Annotated in this window: 19 protein-coding genes and 2 pseudogenes; 10 read left to right on the top strand and 11 right to left on the bottom strand. The window is 61.3% G+C overall.

All coding sequences use genetic code 11. The features are described 5' to 3' along the window. Window positions 1-81: 81 nt before the first annotated feature. The 7 genes from Q0897_RS15210 to Q0897_RS15180 all read left to right on the top strand — a co-directional run bounded on the left by Q0897_RS15210 (window position 82) and on the right by Q0897_RS15180 (window position 10,199). On the top strand, window positions 82-696 hold the full coding sequence (locus tag Q0897_RS15210) for a hypothetical protein (RefSeq protein ID WP_299310228.1): 615 nt from the start codon (window positions 82-84) through the stop codon (window positions 694-696). A 206-nt stretch (window positions 697-902) separates the two neighbouring features. Next, window positions 903-1,211, top strand: a complete 309-nt coding sequence (locus Q0897_RS15205; protein WP_066774859.1) for a Rieske 2Fe-2S domain-containing protein — start codon at window positions 903-905, stop codon at window positions 1,209-1,211. Between the two features lie 3 nt (window positions 1,212-1,214). Then, window positions 1,215-1,916 carry a glutathione S-transferase family protein gene (locus Q0897_RS15200; protein WP_299310227.1) on the top strand — a complete coding sequence of 234 codons (702 nt, stop codon included), beginning with the start codon at window positions 1,215-1,217 and terminating at the stop codon, window positions 1,914-1,916. Beyond that, entirely contained in the window at window positions 1,909-5,394 is a 3,486-nt protein-coding gene (locus Q0897_RS15195) for an indolepyruvate ferredoxin oxidoreductase family protein (protein ID WP_299310226.1), read from the top strand. Before Q0897_RS15200 ends, Q0897_RS15195 begins: the two co-directional genes overlap by 8 nt. 27 nt (window positions 5,395-5,421) lie before the next feature. Then, window positions 5,422-6,834 (top strand): aldehyde dehydrogenase family protein, encoded by a 1,413-nt coding sequence (locus tag Q0897_RS15190; RefSeq protein WP_299310225.1) that lies wholly within the window; start codon window positions 5,422-5,424, stop codon window positions 6,832-6,834. Window positions 6,835-6,868: 34 nt separating this feature from the next. Then, a complete protein-coding gene (locus Q0897_RS15185) occupies window positions 6,869-8,074 on the top strand; it encodes an acetyl-CoA C-acetyltransferase (RefSeq protein WP_066774869.1) in 1,206 nt (401 codons plus the stop codon). A gap of 10 nt (window positions 8,075-8,084) precedes the next feature. Then, complete coding sequence (locus tag Q0897_RS15180) at window positions 8,085-10,199, top strand: 3-hydroxyacyl-CoA dehydrogenase NAD-binding domain-containing protein (RefSeq protein WP_299310224.1); 2,115 nt, start codon at window positions 8,085-8,087, stop codon at window positions 10,197-10,199. Here Q0897_RS15180 and Q0897_RS15175 read toward each other — a convergent pair. The 8 genes from Q0897_RS15175 to Q0897_RS15140 form a co-directional block, all read right to left on the bottom strand. Continuing rightward, window positions 10,196-10,453 (bottom strand): cytochrome C oxidase subunit IV family protein, encoded by a 258-nt coding sequence (locus Q0897_RS15175; protein WP_299310223.1) that lies wholly within the window; start codon window positions 10,451-10,453, stop codon window positions 10,196-10,198. The genes Q0897_RS15180 and Q0897_RS15175 overlap by 4 nt on opposite strands. Next, window positions 10,450-10,950, bottom strand: a complete 501-nt coding sequence (locus Q0897_RS15170; RefSeq protein WP_299310222.1) for a cytochrome c oxidase subunit 3 — start codon at window positions 10,948-10,950, stop codon at window positions 10,450-10,452. The genes Q0897_RS15175 and Q0897_RS15170 overlap by 4 nt, the downstream gene beginning before the upstream one ends. Before the next feature lie 79 nt (window positions 10,951-11,029). Next, window positions 11,030-11,731: a hypothetical protein gene (locus Q0897_RS15165; RefSeq protein WP_156522081.1), complete on the bottom strand. Its 702-nt coding sequence runs from the start codon at window positions 11,729-11,731 to the stop codon at window positions 11,030-11,032. Between the two features lie 2 nt (window positions 11,732-11,733). Beyond that, complete coding sequence (locus Q0897_RS15160) at window positions 11,734-12,444, bottom strand: EthD domain-containing protein (RefSeq protein ID WP_299310221.1); 711 nt, start codon at window positions 12,442-12,444, stop codon at window positions 11,734-11,736. Beyond that, a complete protein-coding gene (locus Q0897_RS15155) occupies window positions 12,441-13,580 on the bottom strand; it encodes an SDR family oxidoreductase (protein WP_172808179.1) in 1,140 nt (379 codons plus the stop codon). The genes Q0897_RS15160 and Q0897_RS15155 overlap by 4 nt, the downstream gene beginning before the upstream one ends. A 96-nt stretch (window positions 13,581-13,676) precedes the next feature. After that, window positions 13,677-15,074, bottom strand: coding sequence for an FAD-binding oxidoreductase (locus Q0897_RS15150; protein WP_299310220.1), 1,398 nt, complete (start codon window positions 15,072-15,074; stop codon window positions 13,677-13,679). A 54-nt stretch (window positions 15,075-15,128) separates the two neighbouring features. Further along, window positions 15,129-16,358 carry a cytochrome P450 gene (locus tag Q0897_RS15145; RefSeq protein ID WP_299310219.1) on the bottom strand — a complete coding sequence of 410 codons (1,230 nt, stop codon included), beginning with the start codon at window positions 16,356-16,358 and terminating at the stop codon, window positions 15,129-15,131. A 74-nt stretch (window positions 16,359-16,432) separates the two neighbouring features. Further along, entirely contained in the window at window positions 16,433-16,858 is a 426-nt protein-coding gene (locus Q0897_RS15140) for an ester cyclase (RefSeq protein WP_299310218.1), read from the bottom strand. Window positions 16,859-17,234: 376 nt separating this feature from the next. On the opposite strand from Q0897_RS15140, the gene Q0897_RS15135 reads away from it, so the two are divergent. From Q0897_RS15135 to Q0897_RS15125, 3 genes are read left to right on the top strand one after another with little or no spacing between them, the layout of a single operon-like run. Then, window positions 17,235-19,523: a TonB-dependent receptor gene (locus Q0897_RS15135; protein WP_299310217.1), complete on the top strand. Its 2,289-nt coding sequence runs from the start codon at window positions 17,235-17,237 to the stop codon at window positions 19,521-19,523. A 60-nt stretch (window positions 19,524-19,583) separates the two neighbouring features. Then, the gene (locus Q0897_RS15130) at window positions 19,584-20,015 is read left to right on the top strand and encodes an ester cyclase (protein WP_299310216.1); all 432 of its coding nucleotides are present in this window, start codon (window positions 19,584-19,586) and stop codon (window positions 20,013-20,015) included. Continuing rightward, the gene (locus Q0897_RS15125) at window positions 20,012-20,782 is read left to right on the top strand and encodes an SDR family oxidoreductase (RefSeq protein ID WP_299310215.1); all 771 of its coding nucleotides are present in this window, start codon (window positions 20,012-20,014) and stop codon (window positions 20,780-20,782) included. Before Q0897_RS15130 ends, Q0897_RS15125 begins: the two co-directional genes overlap by 4 nt. Window positions 20,783-20,791: 9 nt before the next feature. Here the strand turns inward: Q0897_RS15125 and Q0897_RS15120 are convergent, their stop codons facing one another. The 3 genes and pseudogenes from Q0897_RS15120 to Q0897_RS15115 form a co-directional block, all read right to left on the bottom strand. Next, window positions 20,792-21,844, bottom strand: a complete 1,053-nt coding sequence (locus tag Q0897_RS15120) for an AraC family transcriptional regulator (RefSeq protein ID WP_299310214.1) — start codon at window positions 21,842-21,844, stop codon at window positions 20,792-20,794. Window positions 21,845-21,957: 113 nt separating this feature from the next. Next, a pseudogene (locus Q0897_RS16140) lies at window positions 21,958-22,236 on the bottom strand (Rieske 2Fe-2S domain-containing protein); the annotation flags it as partial. Window positions 22,237-22,263: 27 nt separating this feature from the next. Further along, a pseudogene (locus tag Q0897_RS15115) lies at window positions 22,264-22,416 on the bottom strand (integrase); the annotation flags it as partial. Between the last annotated feature and the right edge of the window lie 153 nt (window positions 22,417-22,569).

The following is a 22,569-nucleotide window of genomic DNA, read 5'->3' as shown; positions in this document are numbered from 1 at the left end:
CAGCTGCATTGGCTGAGTGGCAAAACCTCATGACCTGAAGAATAGCCGGGGAAGGGCGCACTCTGCAAAACGGAGAGCGGTTTGCATCCGACTGACAGCTCCCATGCGCTGTTTGGCGATGGCCGGGCGATACCGACCCTGCTGGTCTGGACCGCCTTTTTCGCTGCGCTGATCATCCTTTATCTCGTGCTCAACTGGCTTCCCATACTGCTGGCATCGGCGGGTCTGACCGCACGCCATGCGCTGTTTGCGCAAGTGCTGTTCAACGGGGGCGGCTTTATCGCCTGCCTCGCAAGTGCCCCCCTGTTTGACGGGCGGCGCGCGTGGCGGGTTGCATTTTGTGCCTTTGCCGCGATCCCGTGCCTCTTGTTCGCGATGGCGTTGCCGAACGGAACATGGTCCAGCCTTGCGCTGGCGTTCCTGTTGGGCACGGCAATCCTGACCACGCAATCCTATCTCTATAGCATCGTTCCTGCCGTCTATCCCCAGGCACTGGGCGGCACCGGGGTGGGCGCTGCCGTCGCATGGGGGCGAATTGGATCGATCACATGGCCACTGATCGGCGCATGGGTGCTGCAATCGACGAATTCGCCAGCATCGGTGCTAACAGCGATCATTCCGGTGGCGATCCTGGCCGGCGTTTCGGCCGTTGCCATTCCATGGTCTTTGCGCGGGCGCGCGGCGATTGCTGCGTGATCGGTTGGCCCATGATTCTTTGATGGGGCGGCGCGAAAAACGGGATCGCGCGATCCAGCGGGTGCAGATTGGCACGAACGGTCAACCGTTAGCACGCTCTGCCATGGCCCGCCCCCGAAACCCCCACTAGGGTAAAAATCACAAAAGCCCGATTCCCGCGCAAGGAAACGGGCATGTGAAAAGAGTGGTGGGAGGACAGTGGCACGATGCTGCAATCGAAAGAAAAAGTCGGCACGCTTTCGCAGCTTGTCGAAAACGGCCCTCTGAAGGCAAAGGTCGCCGATACCCGCATCCTGGTCTTCATGGCCGACGGCGTGCCTGTGGCCACGCAGGCACGGTGCCCGCATGCGCAGGGCCCGCTTCATCAGGGCGAGATTTGCGGCGCGGTGCTGACCTGCCCGTGGCACGGCTGGTCCTTCGACCTTGTTACCGGAGAGTGCGAGGAAGACCCCGACCTGACGATCGAGCGATACACCGTCACTCTCGACGGCGACGACATTTACGTGAGCGTCTGACGTATGACCGCGCCGGTCCTCCATGGCTATCCGGTCAGCAATTGGTTCAATTGCGCGCGCGCCGCGATGATCGAACTGGGGCTGGGCGCGGACTACGTGGCTACCCGCGCGGCGGGCGATGACGGGTTTCTGGCCAATAGCGCGATGGGAAAGATCCCGTGGCTGGACACCGGACGGGGCGGGTTGGCCGAAACGGTGGCGATCCTGGAATATCTGGAGGAAACCTCCGGTCCGCTATTGCTGCCGGACGATGTTTTCGAACGCGCCCGCGTCCGGCAACTGTTCAACATCGTGCAGCTTTACATCGAACTGCCGATGCGTTCGCTCTACCCCGCCGTGTTCATGGGTGAGCCGGTCGATCCCGATGCCGCGACCGCCGCTTTTGCCATGACCGATCGTGCCATGCGGGCGCTGCACCAATTATGCCTGTGCCAACCGTTCCTGACCGGCTCCGCGCTGACCATGGCAGACCTTGCTGCCTTTTATATCTTCGAATTGGCCAACCGGGTCTGTTTTCATCTTGGCCGGGATGGGCTGCTGGACCGCCAACCGGGTTTCGGGCGCTGGCTGCACGCGATGCAGGGGCGTGAGAGCACAAAGATCGTGCTGGCAGATTTCGCGCCCGCATTTGCCGAATATCGCGCCGCCAGAGGCGCTGCTTTCGATGAGGAAGCGTATCAAGCTCAAAGGAAAGTCCATGCGTGACGTAGCCCTGACCGACAAATATACGCAGGTCGATGATCGCGTAATCATGAGCGGCACTCATGCCCTCGTGCGCCTGCCATTGCTGCAAAAGCAGATCGACGAGGCGAACGGGCTGAACACCGCCGGCTTCATCTCGGGTTATCGGGGTTCGCCGCTGGGCAGCTATGATATGGAACTGTGGCGCGCCAAGGACCTGCTTGGCAAGTCCGACATATTGTTCCAGCCCGGCGTGAACGAGGACCTGGCCGCCACTGCGGTCTGGGGCACCCAGATGCTGGACGGCGTGCCCGGCAAGAACCGCGATGGGGTGTTCGCGATCTGGTACGGCAAGGGGCCGGGCGTCGACCGGTCCGGCGATCCGTTCAAGCACGGCAATGTGGCGGGCAGTCACCCCAAAGGCGGCGTGTTGCTGGTGGCGGGCGATGACCACACCGGCAAGTCATCGACGGTCGCGCATCAGTCGGAACATGCACTGATCCATGCCGGGGTGCCGATCCTGGCACCCTCCAACGTGCAGGACGTGCTGGAACTGGGTCTCAAGGGTTGGGCGATGTCGCGCTATACCGGGCTGTTCACCGGGTTCAAGCTGTGCAACGAAGTCCTGGAACAGACCATGACGGTCGATGTCGCGCTGCCCCCCGCGCCGGTAGAGCCAGAGCGCGGCGATGCGCCGCAGCACGGGTTCCACAATTATCCCAGCCATCTCGACCGGCTGGCCTCCGACATCGTGGTCAAGCGTTACCGCTGGCCGCTGGTGCACAAGTTCATTCGCGCCAATGCCATAAACCGCGTGCTGTTCGATGCGCCCGTTCGCAAGCTTGGCATCGTCGCCACCGGCAAGGCGGTGGAGGATGCGCGCCAGGCGCTGATCCTGCTGGGTCTGTCCGATACCGATGCGGGCGCACTGGGGATCTCCTTCTTAAAGCTGGGCTGTTCCTATCCTGTCGAACCGGAAGGGTTGAAGGACTTTGCCCGCGGTCAGGACGAATTGCTGTTCGTCGAGGAAAAGGACCCGATTACCGAGAACCAGGCCAAGCAGATCCTGTATAATTCGGGCATACAGCCCCTGGTCATCGGCAAGAATGACGAGAATGGCGTCATGCTGCTCCCATCGGACGAGCAGCTGGAGCCGGTCGATATCGCCATTTCGATCGTGGGCCGGCTCGCAGGGCTGGGCGTCGAGATCGGCAATCTGTTCCAGCGGGCCGAAACGCTGGGCCGCCAGCGCGACACGATCCGCGGCATGAATTCGGCCGAGGCTTCGCGAACCCCCTATTTCTGTTCGGGCTGTCCGCACAACACCGGCACGCGCTTTCCCGATGGCAGCATCGCGGCGGGCGGCATCGGCTGTCATGCAATGGCGATGTATTCCGGCCCCGAAATGCTTCCCAATACGCAGATGGGGGGCGAGGGCGCGCATTGGTATAGCCTTGCCCATTTCACCGATACGCCGCACATGTTCCAGAACATGGGCGATGGCACCTATTACCATTCGGGGCTGCTGGCCGTGCGCGGCGCGGTGGCGGCCAAGGTGTCGATGACGTTCAAGATATTGTTCAACGATGCCGTCGCGATGACCGGCGGACAGCCGATGGACGGTCCGCTTTCGGTGGGCGATATCACGCGCCAGGTGCTGGCCGAAGGGGTCGTGCGCGCAGTCGTCGTGACCGACCGTCCCGATCTTTATGGCCGCGACAGAGGGCTGGGAGACGGTGTTACCGTGCATCACCGCGACGATTACGATGCGGTCCAGCGCGATCTGGCGCAGGTCAGGGGCGTGACAGTCATCGTCTATGAACAGACCTGCGCAGCGGAAAAGCGGCGGCGTCGCAAGCGTGGCAAGTTCCCCGATCCGCCCAAGCGCATGTTCATCAATGAGGCGGTTTGCGAGGGCTGTGGCGATTGTTCGGTCAAGTCCAATTGCGTCAGCGTGTGGCCAAATGAAACAGAGCTTGGGCGCAAGCGCCAGATCGACCAATCGAGCTGCAACAAGGACTATAGCTGCGTAAAGGGTTTCTGCCCCAGCTTCATCACCGTGCTGGATGCCGAACCGCGCAAGCCAGAGGCATCGGCGCTGACGGGCGAGACGGGTTTCGACTTGCCCGAACCGAAGCGGATCGGCCTTGATGCGGGATCGTGCAACATCATGGTATCGGGCATCGGCGGGACCGGCGTTGTCACCATCGGCGCCTTGCTGGGCATGGCCGCGCATCTGGAAGGCAAATCTTCGTCGGTGTTCGACATGACGGGGTTGAGCCAGAAGAACGGCGCGGTCTATTCCCATGTCCGCATCGCCGCGAAAGACAGCGATCTGGCCGCGCAAAAGCTTGGCGCGGGCGAGGCCGATGTGATGCTGGCCTTCGATGCCATCGCCGCGCTTTCGCCCGAACCTGTAGTCACGCTAAACAAGGAACGTACCTGCACCGTCGTGAACGGCCGGATCACCCCCACCCCGGCGTTCCAGCGCAATCCCGACTTGAACCTTGAAGAAGGTTTGCTGCTCAAACGGCTCGAGCGGATGTCGCATGAATATCACGCGGTCGATGCGACCGGGCTGGGACTTTCACTGCTGGGCGATTCGATTGCCGCCAACCTGTTCATGCTGGGCTATGCCTGCCAGCTTGGCCTGTTGCCGCTGTCGCCGGAATCGATCCTGCGCGCGGTCGAGATCAATGGCGTGGCAATTGAATTCAACCGTGCTGCCTTCCAGCTGGGCCGCTTGCGCGCGGTCGATCCAGAACGCATCGACGCGGCCGTGGCCGACACGATTTCCGAACCGGTGTTCCAGCCGCTGACCGATCTTGACGATATCGTCGCGCATCGCAGCCGGCTGCTGACCGATTACCAGGACGAGGCCTATGCCGCGCGCTATCGCGCCCTGGTCGACAGCGTGCGCGCGGCAGAGGAACAGGCGGTGCCCGGATCCGATGCGCTGGCCATTATGGTGGCGCGCAATTTCGCCAAGCTGATGACCTACAAGGACGAGTATGAAGTCGCGCGCCTGCATGTCGACCCGGCCATGCGCGCCACGCTTGAGGCGACGTTCCAGCCCGGCGCGCGTTATCGTTACAACCTGGCCCCGCCGCTGTTTTCGAAAAAAGACCCAGAAACCGGCGAATTGCAGAAACGCGAATTCGGCCCATGGGTGTTCAGCGCCTTCAAGCTGCTGGCCAGGATGAAGGTCCTGCGTGGCACCGCCTTCGATCCTTTCGGCTATACCGGCGAACGGCGCATGGAACGCGCTCTGGTCGATGAATACGAACAGCGCGTGGGGCAGGTGATCGCGCGGCTTTCCGGCGAAAATCATGGCCTGGCAATCGAGATCGCATCGGTCCCTGCCACCATACGCGGCTATGGCCACATCAAAGAACGCAATGCCGAGGCGGCTGCGACGCTGAATGCAAGGCTGATGAACAAGTTCGCTGCACCCGTCAATGCGCGCGACACGGATGAAACAAGAGCGGTCGCAACCGCCTGAATTGTGGAAAGAGGATTGAGAGGCAATATGCACAAGATGTTGATTGGCGGGTCACTATCCGCCGGATCGCGCACGATGGATGTCATCGATCCCTGCACTGGCCAAGGATTCGACCAGGTGCCCGACGCGACTGCCGACGATGTCGATGCCGCAGTGGCCGCCGCCCGGGCCGCCTTTCCGGCCTGGCGCGACTGCGGCTTTGGCAAGCGCGAAGCGGTGCTGAAGGAGATGGCCGATGCGATCATGGCGAACATCGAGGAGCTGGCCGATTTGCTGATCGCGGAAACCGGCGGGCCGCGCGATCTCGCCATGTTTGAACTGGCGCATCTGGCGACCGGCTATCTCAACTATTACGGATCACTGCGGATCGAACCGGAACTTATCGTCGAGGACGATACCCGGCGTGTCGAACTGCATCGCAAGCCGCTGGGCGTGGTGGCCGCCATCGTGCCGTGGAATGCGCCGGTGTTCATCGCCTGCAACAAGATCGCCCCGGCCATGGCGGCGGGCAATACGGTGGTGGTCAAGACCGCGCCGTCCACACCCCTGACCACGCTGAGGCTGGGCGAGATCCTGGCCGATATCGTGCCCCCGGGCGTGCTTAACATATTGTCGGGCGGCAATGACGCGGGCGCTACGCTGGTTGCGCACGAAGATGTGGCGAAGGTAACATTTACCGGATCGAGCGAGACGGGGCGCAAGATCATGGCGGCTTGCGCGCCGACGCTGAAGCGGGTGACGCTGGAACTGGGTGGCAACGATGCGGCCATCGTTTTGCCCGATGCCGATATCCAAAAGGTGGCCGCGCCGATTTTCGCCTTCTCCTTCTTCAATTCGGGGCAGGTGTGCGCGGTGATCAAGCGGCTTTACGTGCACGATAGCCTGTACGACGCGATGTGCGGTACGCTGGCGACGATGGCCAAAGGTAGCAAGCTGGCATCGGGGACAGACGCGGACGCGCAGTTCGGCCCGGTGCAGAACAAGGCGCAGTACGACAAGGTCTGTCGCTATCTCGAACAGGCGAAGCGCGACGGCAAGGTGATCGCTGGCGGCGAGATCGGGGACAGGCCGGGCTATTTTGTGCCGCTCACCGTGGTGCGCGATGTGGCCGAGGGCCATGCCATCGTCGATGAAGAGCCGTTTGGCCCGATCCTGCCCGTGATCTGCTACAGCGACATCGACGATGTCGTCGAACGCGCCAATGCCTCTCCCTTCGCACTGGGCGGTTCGGTCTGGGGCAGTGATGTCGCTGCGGCCGCCAAGGTGGCGGCCCGGCTCGAAAGCGGCAGCGTGTGGGTGAACCAGCACTGCGCACTGGACCCGGCGGTGCCGTTCCCCGCCAACAGGCAGTCCGGCTTTGGAGTCGAGGGCGGGATCGAGGGACTTTATCCCTATCTGGCGTTGCAGACGCTTAACATTGCCAAGCCACAAGCTGGCTGATCGCAATCGCTATGCGAACCGACGGGAACTGATAATGCAGGACATCCTGATCTATGACCATGCCCGCACACCGCGGGGCAAGGGGCGGCCCGATGGCGCGCTGCACGAGATACCGGCGGTTCAGCTGTTGATCCAGCAGCTTGAAGCGATCCGTGACCGTAATACGCTTGACACCGCTCTGCTGGACGAGGTGGCCATCGGCATTGCGCAACCGGTAGCCGAACAGGGCGGCGTGTTGCCACGGGCGGCGGTAATCGGAGCTGGCTACGATCAATCCGTCGCTGCGATCCAGCTGAACCGGTTTTGCGCATCGGGACTGGATGCGATCAATCTGGTCGCGGGGCAGATCGGTACGGGCATGGCGCAGGCCGGGATCGGCGGCGGCGTCGAATCGATGAGCCGGGTGGCATTCGGCACCGATGCCGGGGCGTGGACCAGCGATCCGCGCATCGCCTTTGGCGGATATTTCGCGCCGCAAGGGATCGGGGCCGACATCATTGCGACCATCGACGGTTACAGCCGTGCCGATGTCGATGCCTATGCAGCCGAAAGCCAGCGGCGCGCGGCCCGGGCATGGGACGAAGGCCGCTTTGCAAAATCGGTCGTCCCGGTACGCGACTTGCTGGGCGAGATCATCCTTGCCCGTGACGAGGCGATCCGGCCCGGCACCACGCGCGAGGATCTGGCGAAGCTGAAGCCGGCGTTCGCCGGGCTTGCCGATGCCGGATACGGCCGGATCGCGCAGGAACGCTATCGCCAGATCGAGGCGCTCGACCATGTCCACACTGGCGGCAATTCCAGCGGCATCGTCGACGGGGCTGCCACTGTGCTGCTGGGCAATGCGGAATTCGGCGCCCGCTCCGGGTTGAAGCCGCGCGCTCGCATCCGGTCATGGGCCTCTATCGGTTCGGAACCCACAATCATGCTGACCGCCCCGGCTGACGTCGGCCGCAAGGCGCTGGCCAGCGCCGGGATGGCGGTCACCGATATCGATCTGTTCGAACTTAACGAGGCGTTTGCCAGCATGGTCTTGCGCTTCATGAATATCATGAATGTCGATCACGACCGGATCAACGTCAACGGCGGGGCGATCGCCATGGGGCACCCGCTTGGCGCAACCGGGGCAATGATCCTGGGCACCGCGCTTGACGAGCTTGAACGGAGCGGGAAATCGACAGCGATGGTGCTGCTTTGCGCCGCCAACGGGCTGGGTTCGGCCACGATTATTGAACGGGTTTGAAAGGCGCGCGATGAAGCACATGCACCTGCAATTTGGCAACGATGGCGTGGCCACCCTCACGCTCGAACGCGACGGCGGATCGGTCAATATCATCTGCGACGATTTCATGAATGACCTGGGCGGGGCGCTGGATATTGTCGCGCAGCGGCAGGATTGCCCCGGACTGGTCGTACGTTCGGCAAAGGCGGGGTTCCTTGCCGGAGCAGACCTGACCATGCTGGCGGCGGAATTTCCGACGATGACCGCCCGGCGCGGGTACGAAATCAGCCAGCGGATCAGCGGCCTGCTGCGACGGCTTGAAACTCTGGGCATCCCCAGCGTGGCCATCGTGGATGGGGCCGCCCTTGGCGGCGGTCTGGAACTGGCGCTTGCCTGCACGCGCCGCCTGGCGAGCGAAAATGCGGTGCTGGGCCTGCCAGAGGTTAATCTGGGCCTTTTGCCTGCGGCCGGGGGAACACAGCGATTGCCACGGATGATCGGCGCCAAAAATGCGCTCGACCTGCTGTTGGTCGGCAAGACCGTCGATGCGAACAAGGCCGCCGGGCTTGGCATCGTCGATGAAATCGTCTCGGCTGAAGATTCGCAAGACGTGGCGAAGCGCTGGTTGCTAGCGCGCCCCGCGCCCGAACAGCCGTGGGACCGGAAAGGCTATCGCCCGCCAGAGGCGCGCGGGCTTGTCCTTCCCGAAGTGGCTCTGAGCTATTCGCTTGCTGCTGCCGGTGTGGCGGGCAAATCCGGTCACCGACAGCCCGCGCCCGTTGCCATCCTTTCCTGCGTGTTCGAGGGGATGCAATTGCCGTTCGACCGTGCCTTGCAGATAGAAAGCAAATATTTCGGCCGCCTGCTGAGCGGCAAGGTGGCGCAGAACATCGTCGCCACCACCTTCCTTGCGCGCCAGGCGGCGTTGAAAGGTGCACGTCGGCCGCACGGGCATGAGCGCCGAACGGTTGGGCGTCTGGGGGTCGTGGGCGCAGGCATGATGGGCGCAGGGATCGCACAGCTTGCCGCAACGGCCGGGATCGAAGTCGTGCTGGTCGATCGCACCTCCGTGCTGGCAGAGCGTGGCAAGGCGTATTCTGCGCGCAGCATGGACAAGTTGATCGAGCGTGGCAGGATGACACGCGACAAGGCGGATGCGTTGCTGGGCCGGATTGCGCCAACCGATGATTTCGCACAGCTGTCAGCCTGCGAACTAGTGGTCGAGGCGGTATTCGAGGATGCGGCGGTAAAAGCCGACACCATTCGCAAGGTCGAAGTCGTGACCGGGGCCGACACGATCTATGCCAGCAATACCTCTACCCTTCCGATCGGCGGGTTGGCCCAGGCGTCGATACGCCCCGACCGGTTGATCGGACTGCACTTTTTCTCCCCCGCCGAACGCATGGAATTGGTGGAGGTCATCCGCGGCGCGCAGACCAGCGATGCAACGCTGGCGGCCAGCCTCGACTTCCTGTCGCAATTGCGCAAGACCCCGATCGTCGTCAAGGATGGGCGGGGTTTCTATACCAGCCGGATCGTGCAGTTTTTCATCAACGAAGGCGCCGCAATGGTGGGGGAGGGGATCGCGCCGGCCCGCATCGAAAACGCCGCCCGCTCGATCGGTTTTCCGGTTGGCCCGCTGGCCTTGCTGGACGAGGTGACGATCGATCTGCCGGTCACAATCCATGACCAGGCGCAAAGCCAGGAGAGCGACATTGCCGAACCGGCGGGCTTGCCCACCTTGCGGCGCATGCAGGAATTGAACCGCCACGGCCGCAGTTCCGGCCGCGGTTTCTATGACTATCCCGAAGATGGGCCCAAACATTTATGGCATGGTCTTTCCCAGGCGTTTGCGTTGGCGGGCCAACAGCCGGATGATGCCGAGATCGAGCGCAGGCTGCTTTATGCGCAATCGCTGGAGGCAGTGCGCTGTCGCGAGGGCGGGATTCTGGAAACCGATGAGGACGGCGATCTGGGGTCGGTGTTCGGCTGGGGCTTTCCCGCCTGGACCGGCGGGGCCCTGCGCTTTATCGAGACAGAGGGCGTGGCGCGGTTCGTTACCAATGCCAAGGAACTGGCGCGTCGACACGGATCGCGCTTTGAACCGACGGCGCGGCTAGTCGAAAGGGCGAAGCCTGCCGCCTAGGTCGCCATATGAAGGATCGCGACAAGTGAAGCGATCGCCGCAATCACGGCGGCAAAGCCGATGCGCCAGCCCCGCGGTGCCATGCCGATATTCATGAACACCCAGGCGACGATTATGGCCTTTGCCGCTGCCACCGCGATCACGGCGGCAAAATTCCACCGCACCCCCGCGACAATTCCGTTCAGCGACAGGCTGGCAAAGCCCAGCATCAGCAGCACGCACCATGTCAGCGCGATCCCGCGCCGCCCCGTCACGGCGCCACCTGCAGATAGACGACCGGGAAGATCAACAGCCACAGCAGGTCCACCATGTGCCAGTAGAGCGTGATCGCGCCAAAGACCGAGGCCCGCCGCGATCCGCCATTGCCACGCCGCAGCAGCAGCATGCCCAGCAGGACCATGCCGACGAGATAATGGGCGAAGTGCAGGCCCGTCAGCACGAAATAATAGCCGGTTAAGATGTCATCGCCCGCCGCCCCGGCGGCAATGCGTTCGCGATATTCGAACAGCTTGATGACCGCGAAAACCGATCCGGCCGCAATTCCCGCGCCCAGCCAGCATCGCCATGCCCCTTGCGTGCGAAAGCCATTTTCGGCCGTTGCCACCAACGCCCCGCTGGTCATCAGCACGAATGTATTGATCCAGCCCAGACCAGCGTGCAGCCTTGCCGCGCCCGATGCAAAGCCGGCGGGATCGCCCAGCCGCTCTACCATGAAGATCACCAGGAACACGCCAAATGCAGCGATATCCATGATGATGAATATGGCGATGGGGTGGGGGACAAGCGTGGAGTGCGTGGTGTCTGTTTTTCCACTGGTGCAAGGGCCGGCTTCAACCATCGCGCTCGATCCGCGCAATCGCCCGGAAAAGCACAACTGAAACCACCATCATGAACAGGAAGAACATGGGGAATTCGAACCAGTAATTGATCAGCCCGTCGCGCGCGAACGGTCCCGACTTGAACAGGGAAATCAGCGCGAGGATCGGCAACATGCAGCCGGTCCATGCCACGAACCAGCCTGCCCAGCGTGGCACGACCGGCACGGCGCGTTGGTCGCGCAGAAAGCAAGCCGCCATCGCAAGGATCTGAAGCGAGGTCAGCGACCATTGCACATCGAACAGCATCCAGCCTAGATCATAGAGCATGAGCGTGGTTTCGGGTGCCAGCCTTTCGGGACGAAACGCCGCAGTCGCCCAGATACAGCCGGGTATGGTAATGACCAGAGTGGTAAAGCCCGCGCCCCACAGCTGCAGGCGGGGCAGGATCGGCTCGGCAGGATCTATCCGCTCCATCACCACGGAAATGGCCACGCCCCAGACCAGATAAAGCGGACCAGCAGCCACGGTCACGATCATGCCGATGCGCACCTGGATCGTGTGTTCGGCAAGATAGCGTGCGACTATCGGGGCGGGCACATCAGAGCCGAATGGCGGCACATTGCCGCCCAGCAACCCCCAGAAGACGATCAGCAGGACGAGAAAGACTGGACCTGCCCACGCACATGCTCTGACAAGGGACAGGCTGCCGGTCATGCTCATACTCCGAAGATCAGGGTTTCGACGTCGTGCTCAAGCTGGTTGTTGGCACCGATCTCGCGGATGGTGCGCACCGCATCCGCGCCGCGCAGGCCGGTGGGGGTGGGGCGTCCGCCGGCAACCATTACATAACGTTCATCGGTGCGAAAAACGGTAACGCCATCGGGCAGGGGCGGCAGGGCGCACCCGCCGCTCCAGTATTGCGCCACGCTTTGCCAGCCGACCGCGCCGGGCGAGATCCCGTTCCACAACGAAGGGTCGGCACCGCGCAAGTCGTGCAGGTGAACTTCCATGCCTAGCCCACTTGCCGCGCTGGCCCAGTGCTTTGCCGCGCCTGGCTCTGCGAACAGCAGGAATCCGGCGACATCGCGGTCCTCAGCGGTGTTCTCGTTGAAATGCTGGCTGTCCTGCGCTTCGAGATTATATAGCAGCGCGCGAGTAAAAACGTTGGGCTCGTCGCGTACTATCTGCGCCGCCACCGCGCTCTGGGCAAGGCCGGCGCGATCCGCCTCGCTCGCGAACCGGACGACGGCGATGCCCTCGAAGGCGATATCGCCATTATCGCCCGCGATCTGCGTCACATGATGTTGCACATAAAAATCAAAGCCCGGAATCCGGGCCGCCATCACCCCGTGCACATCGCGCCAGTAACGCGTGAAAAGTTCACGCGAAATGTCCGCGCGCCGCTCGATCAGAGCAATTGTCGTCACGCCTGCCACAGCGCGCCCTCCACCGGCAGTACCGCGCCCGAAACATACGCCCCGGCCCGCGAGGAAAGGTACAGCACCGTGCCGCCAATGTCCTCGGCCGTGCCCAGCCGGCCCGCCGGTATTCCGCCGATCATCTGTTCCCTCAGCCCCGGAACGGCTTCGAAGAACCCGTCGGTCATGTCGCTGGGAAAGAAACCGGGAGCGATGGCATTGACGTTGATGCCGCCCGCCGTCAGGTCCGATGCCAACATGCGCGTCAGCTGGTGCACCGCGGCCTTGCTGGCGCCATAGGCATAGGCGCCATTGCTGCTGTTTCCCCAAAGCGCACCGATAGAGCCGATCATGATGACCCGCGCCGGATCGCCCGGGTCCGATGCCGCCTTCAATTGCGGCAACAGCGACTGGACGAGGAAGAAGGGGGCCCGCAGGTTGAGGCCCATGAGCCGGTCCCAGCCATCCGGGTCGGCATCCTCTATCGCGCTTGCGGCAAAGCTGCCGGCATTGTTGACCAGCACGTGAACCTTGCCGGCCAGCGCCGCGATATCGGCCGCTGCGGCCGATACGCCCGCGGACGTGGCCAGATCCGCCTCGACAAAGCGGCAGGACCCGCGTGCACCTTCCAGACCGGTGACGAAATCCTGTCCCGCCCTGGCACCCCGGCCCAGCACGATCACGTCGGCCCCGGCCTCGCACAGGGCGGCGGCAATCATCGCGCCCACGCCCCTGGCCCCGCCGGTCACGACGGCGGTCTTGCCGGATACGTCGAACAAGGGCGAGGGCGCGCCGATGACATCGACCGCATCGGTCACCTGTGCCGAACAATTCTCCAGATCGACGAAATTGGGTTCATCGGGGCGGATCGTATTGCGATATTCGTCGCAGTTGAAAGCCGCCTCCAGCGCATGGCGATTTCGGAACCGCAGGACCGCCACGCCATCGTACTTGCCGCTTCCGCCGAACAGGCTGGCCAAATCGTCGGGGCCGGCGTGCACATCATATTGCGTGTAGGACACGAGCTGTTCGGTAAATTGTGGGCAGCTGCGGATCAGGGGGGCATGGTAATCGCGCCAATAGTTGACGAATTCGGCGTGGCTCAGATCGGGCCGCCGCGCGACATTGACGACAATCGTACTCATCGTGCGAGAAGTCCGGCGCTTCGCTTGCATTGCGGCATGTCGTAGTCTCTCCCGTTACTGGCCGCCCAGTCTTTGCCGGTGCGACCGTAAATTCGTCTATCTAGCGTTGATCGTCAGCACCTTGCCGGGGTTGAGGATGCGCTGCGGATCGAACAGATCCTTCAACTGGCGCATGACCGCCAGTTCCTCGGCATTGCGGCTGATCGGCAGCCACGGTTTCTTTTCCAGCCCGATGCCGTGTTCGGCAGAAACCGATCCGCCGATTGCGCCCAGCGGGCGATAGACGCATTCCTCGACCGCGTGCCTGTCGTCCGGGCCGCCCGCACCGATCGCGATGTGAAGATTGCCATCGCCGACATGCCCTAGGAACGCGATCTTTCCGTCGGGAAATGTCTGGGCCAAATCTGCGCGCACGCGTTTCATGTACGCCTCCATCTCGCCAACCGTAAGGCTGACGTCAAAGGCATAGAACGGAGTGAAATCGCTGACCACATGTTCGAGCGTTTCGCGGATCGCCCAGATGTCGGCGCGCTGCTGTTCCGAAGCGGCAATGATGGCATCCGACACCAGCCCCGTTTCCATCGCTTCGGCCAACACGCTTTCGAATATGTTGGCATCGCGGGTGGAATCGGCACCCTGGCTTTCGATGATGACGTAATAGGGGCTACGCTTTGCAAAGGGAGAGCGCAGACGTCCTTCACTGGTATTGACTCCGAAGAAATCGCTGTCGATCAGTTCGAACGCGCTCAGCTGGCCGCCAAGTCCGGCATCCACCTTCCTCAGCAGGCTGGCGACGGCAGACATGGTTTGCACCGCAACGATCGCGGTGTTGCAACTGACCGGCATTTCGCGCAGTCGCAGCACCAGCCGAGTGATCACGCCCAATGTTCCTTCCGAACCGATGAACAATTGCTTGAGGTCATAGCCGGTGTTATTCTTGAGCATCGAGTTCATCGAAGACACGATACGCCCGTCGGCCAGCACCACTTCGAGGCCAAGCACCTGTTCGCGCATCATGCCATAGCGCAGCACGCGCATTCCGCCCGCATTGGTCGAGGCATTGCCGCCAAGCTGGCATGAACCGCGACCGCCAAGATCGAGCGGGAAGCACAGGCCTTGCTTCTCGACCGTTTCCTGAAAATTCTGAAGGATGACGCCCGCTTGGACGATTGCCGAACGGTTTTCACCATCGATCCGCTCGATCGCGTTCATCCGCTCCATCGAAAGGATGATTTCGCCCGGGCGCGTTTGCGTTGCACGGACCCAGCCCGATACACCGCCATGGACGACCACCGGCTGTTGCCGCGCATTGCACAGCGAAAGTATGGCTGCCACCTGTTCGGTCGTGCTCGGGCGGACCAGCAGGTCGGCCCTGATGCCGTCTATGAAATAGCCGGGGTCTCGTTCGCGCAGGTCCGCGCCGGAAATGACGCTGCCCGGTCCGGCAATGTCCAGCAGTTCGGCTTCGCCGATCCGTGCGCGTGTGTCCGTCATGCCCATGACACCGGCCTCGCGTCGATCAAGCGGGGGCGGAAATGATCGAACGGATCAGCCACGGATCTTGAACCGGACGGGCAGGCCCTTGGGACCGCGTGCGAAATAGCTTTCCATCCATTTCGGTTCGCCAGTCAGCGGTTCGAGCACTTCGAACCGCTCCAGCAGCGTCTCGATGGCAAGGCGAGCCTCCATTCTGGACAGATAGAAGCCAAGGCAGAAATGCGGCCCTTGACCGAATGACATCATCTCCTTGGGCTTACGGTCCAGTTCGAATTGCTCGGCGTTGTCATACTTGCGGTCGTCGTGATTTGCGGCGCCAAGCAATGGCATGACAAGCGTGTTGGCCGGGATCGTGACACCGTGCATCTCGACCGCGCGCGTCGTGTGGCGGAACAGCATCTGAACCGGCCCGTCATAGCGCAGCATTTCCTCGACGAACGGGCCGATCAGCTCCGGATCTGCGCGCAGCTTTTCCTGAATATTGCCGATCCGCTTCATGTGGGTAAAGCTGATGCCGAGCAGGTTGGTGGTCGTCTCTACCCCGCCGATCAGCAGCAGGATCGCCATGTTGAGCACTTCGCTGCGGGTCAGCTTCTGGCCATCGACCTCTGCCTGGATGAACCCGCTGATCAGATCTTCGCCCGGATTGGCGGAGCGCTGGTCAAACACCTTTTCGAAATAGGCGCGAATATCCTTCGATGCCTCGGCGATGCCATCGAGCCGGTCCTGATCATAGGCCGCGCGATTGCCGGCCGAGAGCAGGGCATCGACCCAGTGCTTGAAATCCTCGCGCTGGGCAAGATCCACGCCCAGCACATCGGCAATGACCGTGACAGGGAAAAGGGCGGTGAATTCCCAGACGAAATCGAACTCGCCCTCATCGCCGTGGCGATCGAAGATATCGTCGATCAGCTCGTTTGCGACGCGGCGGATCTTGTCGCCCATCTTGTTGACCTTGCCCGGCACGAACGCCTTGTTGGCAAGGCGTCGGATGCGCACATGGCCCGGCGGATCGAGCGAGATCATCGGCGCGACCTCTGGTACCGGATCGTATTCGCCGAGTAATTCGGGCCAGAACTGCGCGGAGGAGAAGGTCTTGCCATCCTGTAGCACGGCCATCACGTCATCCCAGCGCGAGATGACATAGCCGTTCATCGATTCAACGTAGTGGACCGGCGCGATTTCCCGCAGTTGCGCATAATGCGGATAGGGGTGATCGGTCACCTTTGAGTCTAGCGGATCGTAAGTGACCTTTTCGGTGGTGGCCGTTTCCGGTGTCATGGTTGCTGTTCCGTTCTAAATATCATTCGCAGGGCAGGATTGTTCGCGCATACGATTGTTGGCGGACACGCCGATCAATGTTCGACCGGCGGAACCGCGCCAAGCTGGCTATAGACCGCCACCGCGTCCCAGATGCTGCGTTCGAGGATGATCAGCCCGTCGCTGTTCCAGCCCATCGTCGTCATGCCGCGTGTCTTGGTGACTTTCCCGGCTGCCGGAACGCCTAGAAAATCGCTCGCATGCTTCGTTTCCCAGGTCCACTGGAAATGGCCGAGCCGGTCGTCGCCAACATAATCGAAAACGTCGAACTTGTTATAGCTGACTGATTCGTCGGTGTTCTGGAAATTGTCGAAGAACTGTCGTAAGGCGTTCTTGTCGTTTTCGATCCGCAGACCGAAGTTTACATCTTCGAACAGGAATTGCGGACTATAGAGCTTCATCAGCTCGTCCGTTCCTTCCTTGAACAGATTGATCCAGTATTGTGCCCAGGACCTGTGCATATTCCTCTCCTGCGAATGCCAATCTCGATGCGACGGGCTTTCTTGCTGCGTATCACGCAGGTTTCGGGCGGCTCTTGCCAGCCTCGAAATCCTTCCGTTGCTTATACGCGCCGTCAGCCACTTGCGATAACTTGCTGCGCCAGAACGTGACCGTCTGTGCCAATATCTCTTCGAATGCCAGAGCGCGCCACTTCCTAGAGCGCGCGAAATCGCGAATTTGCGTTGCATTGCAGCATGAAATTATGTCTCACAGCGTCACGTGTTGGCGCGAAATGGTATTTCAATTTACCACCGCAATGGGCAGCAATCAGGACAAGAGAGCCCGAAATCGCCAAAAGATTGGGCCCGATATCGAGGATAAATTGGGAGGGGTTCGATGAAGACCACGAATATCCATTACGTTTCCGCACTCGCCGTCGCGACCGCACTGGCCATTCCGGCCCAGGCACAGGATCAATCGACCGCGCAAGCTGCGAACGATGCCGACGGGCGGAACAGCGAAATCGTCGTGACCGCGACCAAGCGCAACGAGAGCCTGACCGATGTGCCCATCGCGGTTCAGGTGTTTACCGACCAGGCCATTGCCGATCGCGGTATCACGCGCCCTGCCGATTTCCTGTCCACCACCCCCAATGTCACCTTTATCGAGGACAATGCGGGCGAGGCCTATATCAATATCCGCGGTCAGACATCGGTCCGCAATTCCGATCCGAACGTCGCCATCGTGATCGACGGCGTGACCTTGTCGAGCGTGAAGCCGTTCAACCAGGACCTGTTTGCGATCGAACAGATCGAAGTGCTCAAAGGACCGCAAAGCGCGCTCTATGGTCGCAACGCCGCGGCGGGCGCTATCGTGATCAGCACCAAGAAACCATCCGACGTGCTGGAAGGCACCTTCGTTGGTGCGGTCGGCAACTGGGATACCTATCGGGCCAGTGCAAACCTGACCGGCCCCATCACCGAAACGCTGGGCTTTGCCATAGCCGGATCGTTCCGCGACACCGATGGCCCGTTCACCAACACCGTAACCGGCGAAAAGGTTCACCGCAGCCGCAACGTGGCGGGGCGCGGGCGTCTTTTATTCGACAATAGCGAGGGGCTGACTATCGATCTCAAGGTCGGCGGACACGATGCAAAGGGCGGAGGGAGCGCATATAACGCCCAGATCGCCGGGTCGGGCATTGGCGGCCTTCCGGCTGACCCGCCCGTGCTCGATGCGAATTTCGCCGAACAGGATTTCATCTCGAACGTTCGCGGCCAGTTCGATGAAACCTTCTGGGATGCAACGCTGAAGATCGATTACGAGACCGATTTCGCGACCTTCACCTCGATCAGCGCCTATAATCGGCTGGACCAATATTTCGGCAGCGATTCTCCACCTTATATTCCCGATACCGGGGATGCGGCCGCCACGATTCAGCAATACACCTATCTCGACAAGAATTACTCGCAGGAAGTTCGCCTGACATCGTCAGGCGACCAGCGGCTTCGTTGGCAGGCGGGGTTCTATTACCTTCGCTTTACCCGCGACCAGACGAGCAATATCCTTGTCGATGCCGACGGCACCCTGCCGGGAAATCCGCGCATGCTGCGCGAGGCGGGCAATACCTATCCCTCTCTGTCCTATTCGAACCCTTATTATAAAACGACCAGCTATGCGCCGTTTGCAAGCGTGGAGGTCGACATCACCGACGCGCTGGAACTGCGCTTAGCCGGTCGATACGATACGGAAAAACGCTCGATCCGCGAAAACGCCTCGCCCGACATCAACCCTTTGACGGGCGCAAGTTACAACAATTGCGTGGCGCTCACCGGCCGGGATTTTGCCGATTGTACCAATTCAAAGACTTTCAAGCAGTTCGAGCCAAAAGCCAGCCTGACCTATGAAATCTCGCCCGATGCAAGCCTTTATGCAAGCTATGGCAAAGGCTTCAAATCGGGCGGCTTCAACCCCATCGGTGCGCGTGCCGCCCTGCGCGCGGCAGCTGTCGGGGCCGGGCTGGACCCCGATGGCGTCTACGTCGAGGATCTTTACGACAAGGAAGTTTCAGAATCGTATGAAATCGGTCTCAAGTCCCAGCTTTTCGATCGCCGGCTGTCGCTGAACCTGGCTGCGTTCCACACCGATATTTCAGGCGCGCAGCAATTTGAATTCTATCCCACGGTGGGTCTTCAGACCACCATCAGCATCGACAAGGTGCGCGTGCGCGGCGTGGACGTCGATTTCAACCTGAACCTCGACAGCGGAACCCATATCTATGGCGGCGCGGGCTATATCGATGGCAAGATAAAGCAGTTTGACGGCAACCCGTCCTTTGTCGGCAATGTCGCCCCCGGCGCCTTTGAATATACGCTTTCGCTAGGCGTGGCTCAGGATATCGCGCTGACCGATACGCTGGAACTGGTGCCGCGGGTCGAATATAATCGCTATGGCCCGATCTGGTGGGATGTCGCCAACACCCCGGGCACCCGCCGCGACCCGCTCGACCTTCTGAAGGCGCGGCTCAGCCTGCGCAGTGACACGGGGTGGGAAGTTTCGGCCTTTGCCGACAACATCACCAACGAGAAATATTTTCAGGAAGTGGTCCCGCTGCTCGGCTTCTTCACCGTCAACTATCGCGGTCCGACCCGGTCGTATGGGGTCGAGGCTCGTTACAGCTTCTAGGGCTCAACCTCGGGAGCGGGCTCTGACCCGCTCCAACCCCCCTGTTGTTAAAGGCTGACCATGAACCTTGCCTGGGAGCAGGACTGGCTCGAACAGTTCGACAATCGCCTCGACCGTCTGATGGAAAACTATCCTGACACGTTCGAGTATGAAGACATCAATTTTGGCGTGCGGATCATCAATGACCGAAACCGGCTTCGGCGATGGTTTGCCGCGTTCGAAAATGCCGAGCCCGATGCCTCGGTCCATCGGTTTCGTGCAACCCGCTATCACGGCGATGAACGGGGCGGCACGCTGGAATGGGAGTGGGAGATCGAGCATCGCACCGACTTCCTCGGCCTGCCGGCTGCCGGGCACCGCACCTGTATCGCCGGGCTGACGATCCATGCCTTCGATAAAGGCCTGATCGTGCTGGAACGTAGCCTCTGGGATGCGGGCGCAATGATGCGGCAACTGGGTCTTCAGGCCCCGGCAGAGGCAGATTTCCAATGAATTTCTCACTTGAAGGCAAAGTCGCCATCGTCACCGGTGCGGCGTCGGGCATAGGCGAGGCGATATCGCGCCGGTTGCGGGGGGCAGGGGCCAGGGTACTCGACGCGGATCTGAATGCGCCGCCGCAGATGGGTCCTGCCGAAACCCATGATTTTCGCCGCAGCGATTGTTCCCAACCCGAAGAACTTGCGGCGCTGTGTCAGACTTGCATGGATCGGTTTGGACAGCTTGATATCATGGTCAATAATGCCGGGATTGCCGATGCAGCGCCCCTGCGCGAATGGGATGCCGCACGATCCGAACGATTCTGGCGGCTCCATGTGCTGGGCGTGCAAAGCGCCACGCGCGAGGCGGCGGCGCGAATGACGCCGGGCGGTGCCATCGTCAATTTCTCTTCCATCACCGCCATGCGCGGTTTCGTAACATGGGGCGAATATGCGGCAACCAAGGCGGGGATCATTTCGCTGACGCAGACCGCCGCGATGGAATATGGCCCCGCTGGCCTGCGCGTGAATTGCGTGGCGCCCGGCATCATCGAAACGCCGATGGCCATGGCCGAAGCGCCTGACATGGTTAAACGCAATGCGCGCATATTTGCCCCATTGGGCCGCATCGGTCAGCCTGAAGAGGCTGCGGCGGCGGTCCATTTCCTGGCCAGCCCGGATGCAAGTTATATCACCGGACAGGTTCTTCTGGTCGACGGCGGATGGTCGGTTGGGCCATCGATCGCGGGGCTTGAAATGGCTGCGGGCGCAACGCCGCAATAGGCGGCCAGTTCAATCGCCGTGGCCGGCAGGATAGCCGTCTTCGGGAGGATGGGCCGTTTCGCGCACATTGACCCGTTCGCGCCATTCGCTTGGGCGTTCGCCGGTCCAGCGCATGAACGCGCGCGAAAACGAGCTATTGCTGGAAAAGCCCAGCAGGAATGCGATTTCCTCGCTGGTCAGTTCTGGCCGTCGCAAATAATCGAATGACAAGCTTTCGCGCAGCCGTTCGAGTACATCCTGAAATGTCGTGCCTTCATCGCCAAGGCGGCGGAGCAATGTCCGTTCGGTAATGCCAAGCAGGATTGCGGTTTTCTTCCGACTGGGAAAACCGCGCGGTAACTGGCCCAGCAACGCCTGCCGCACCATAGACGAAAACCGTTGAGTCTGGCGCTTGTCGATGTGATTGGCGGCCATCTCGTCAAGGACATGCGCCAGTTCCTCATTCGCAGAGGGAATGTTCTGGTCTATCGCCTTGTTCGAATAGATGATCTCGTTGCGTGGCTGATCGAAGACGATCGGGCAATGGAACACATCGCCATAAGGCTGCGGATCTCCCGGCGCGCGATGTTGCAGATGGACGGCAAGCGGCACGACTTCGGCACCGACAATCCATTCGCACAGATGATGATACCCGGCCAGGATCGTATCGATGGTGTGATAAACGGGGCGTTCGCCCAAGGGTTTGAGTTCGACCGAAAGCGAAACGCCATCCTCCACTGTTTGGAAGCGCACGATGGCGGCATCGGAAATGATGCGGGAATATCGGGCAAAACGTTCGCCGGCGCGGCGAAGGGTCTCGCTGCAACTCATCGCATAGCCTACGACATGGAAGGTGGACGGCCGCACATGGCGCGCCACCTTCAGCCCGAAGACCGGATCGGCCGTGGCCTTGCTGGCCGCTATCCAGAGTGCGGTGACCTGTTCCTGAGAGTAACGATAGGTAAGATCGCCGATTTTCGATGCATCCATCCCGATCTTGCGACACAATGTGTCAGCATCGATGTTCGCGTCCTCGATGGATTTGATGATCGCCAGAACCCAGGACGATAGACCGGTTTGCATGTGCAACCCTTACCACCGTTACTGGCAAACTCAAACCTGTCGGGGCGCATCTGTCCGGGATAGCCGCGGACTTGGGCAATTGCCGGGAAACGTTCCTGATTGAGTTTGCGCACGCATCTGCCCTCTGTATCGAACCCCACGCCATGATTAGCGCAGCAGATGCGGCGACCGTCGTAGCTGACGTGACCTGCGCTGAGCGGCGTTGCACGGTGGCTGCACCGATCTTCCACCGCAGCGATCTTGTGCCGTTTTGATGCCCATCGCCGGGCGTGATGGCAACAGCCGTATAGGGGGCATGCTTTTCCTATGGTTTGCCGTTTGATCCTGCCTCGATTGTAAGCCTCGACGTGCCCGCCCAGCGCAGCGGTGCGGCAGTGCTCGATCGCTGACATGACCCGAAACATGTCAGCTGCCCGGCCTTTGCCTTCCATCAATTCCATGTGGCGGTCGAGCGGCTTGGTCACGGCATAGATTGTCCTCGTCGCGACCTTGGTGCGTCCCAGCAGAACCTGGATGACACGAATATCAACATCCTGTTCGAGCAGATAGGTAACAAAGCTGTGGCGCAATGTGGGGGAGCTTATCACCCCGGCGATCTACGATACAAGCTGCGCTGGGATCTATAGAGGTTCATGACATACCGTGCCCGGGCACTGTCAGAAGGATTGTACCTCTGGCAAAAGCCGCGGTGCGGGGTAGGGGAAGCGGATGCCCCGAGCCAAGAA

Source organism: uncultured Croceicoccus sp., from assembly GCF_947496385.1.
In the GTDB taxonomy this organism is placed as follows: Bacteria; Pseudomonadota; Alphaproteobacteria; order Sphingomonadales; family Sphingomonadaceae; genus Croceicoccus.
This window is presented reverse-complemented; position numbering and strand designations above follow the sequence as displayed.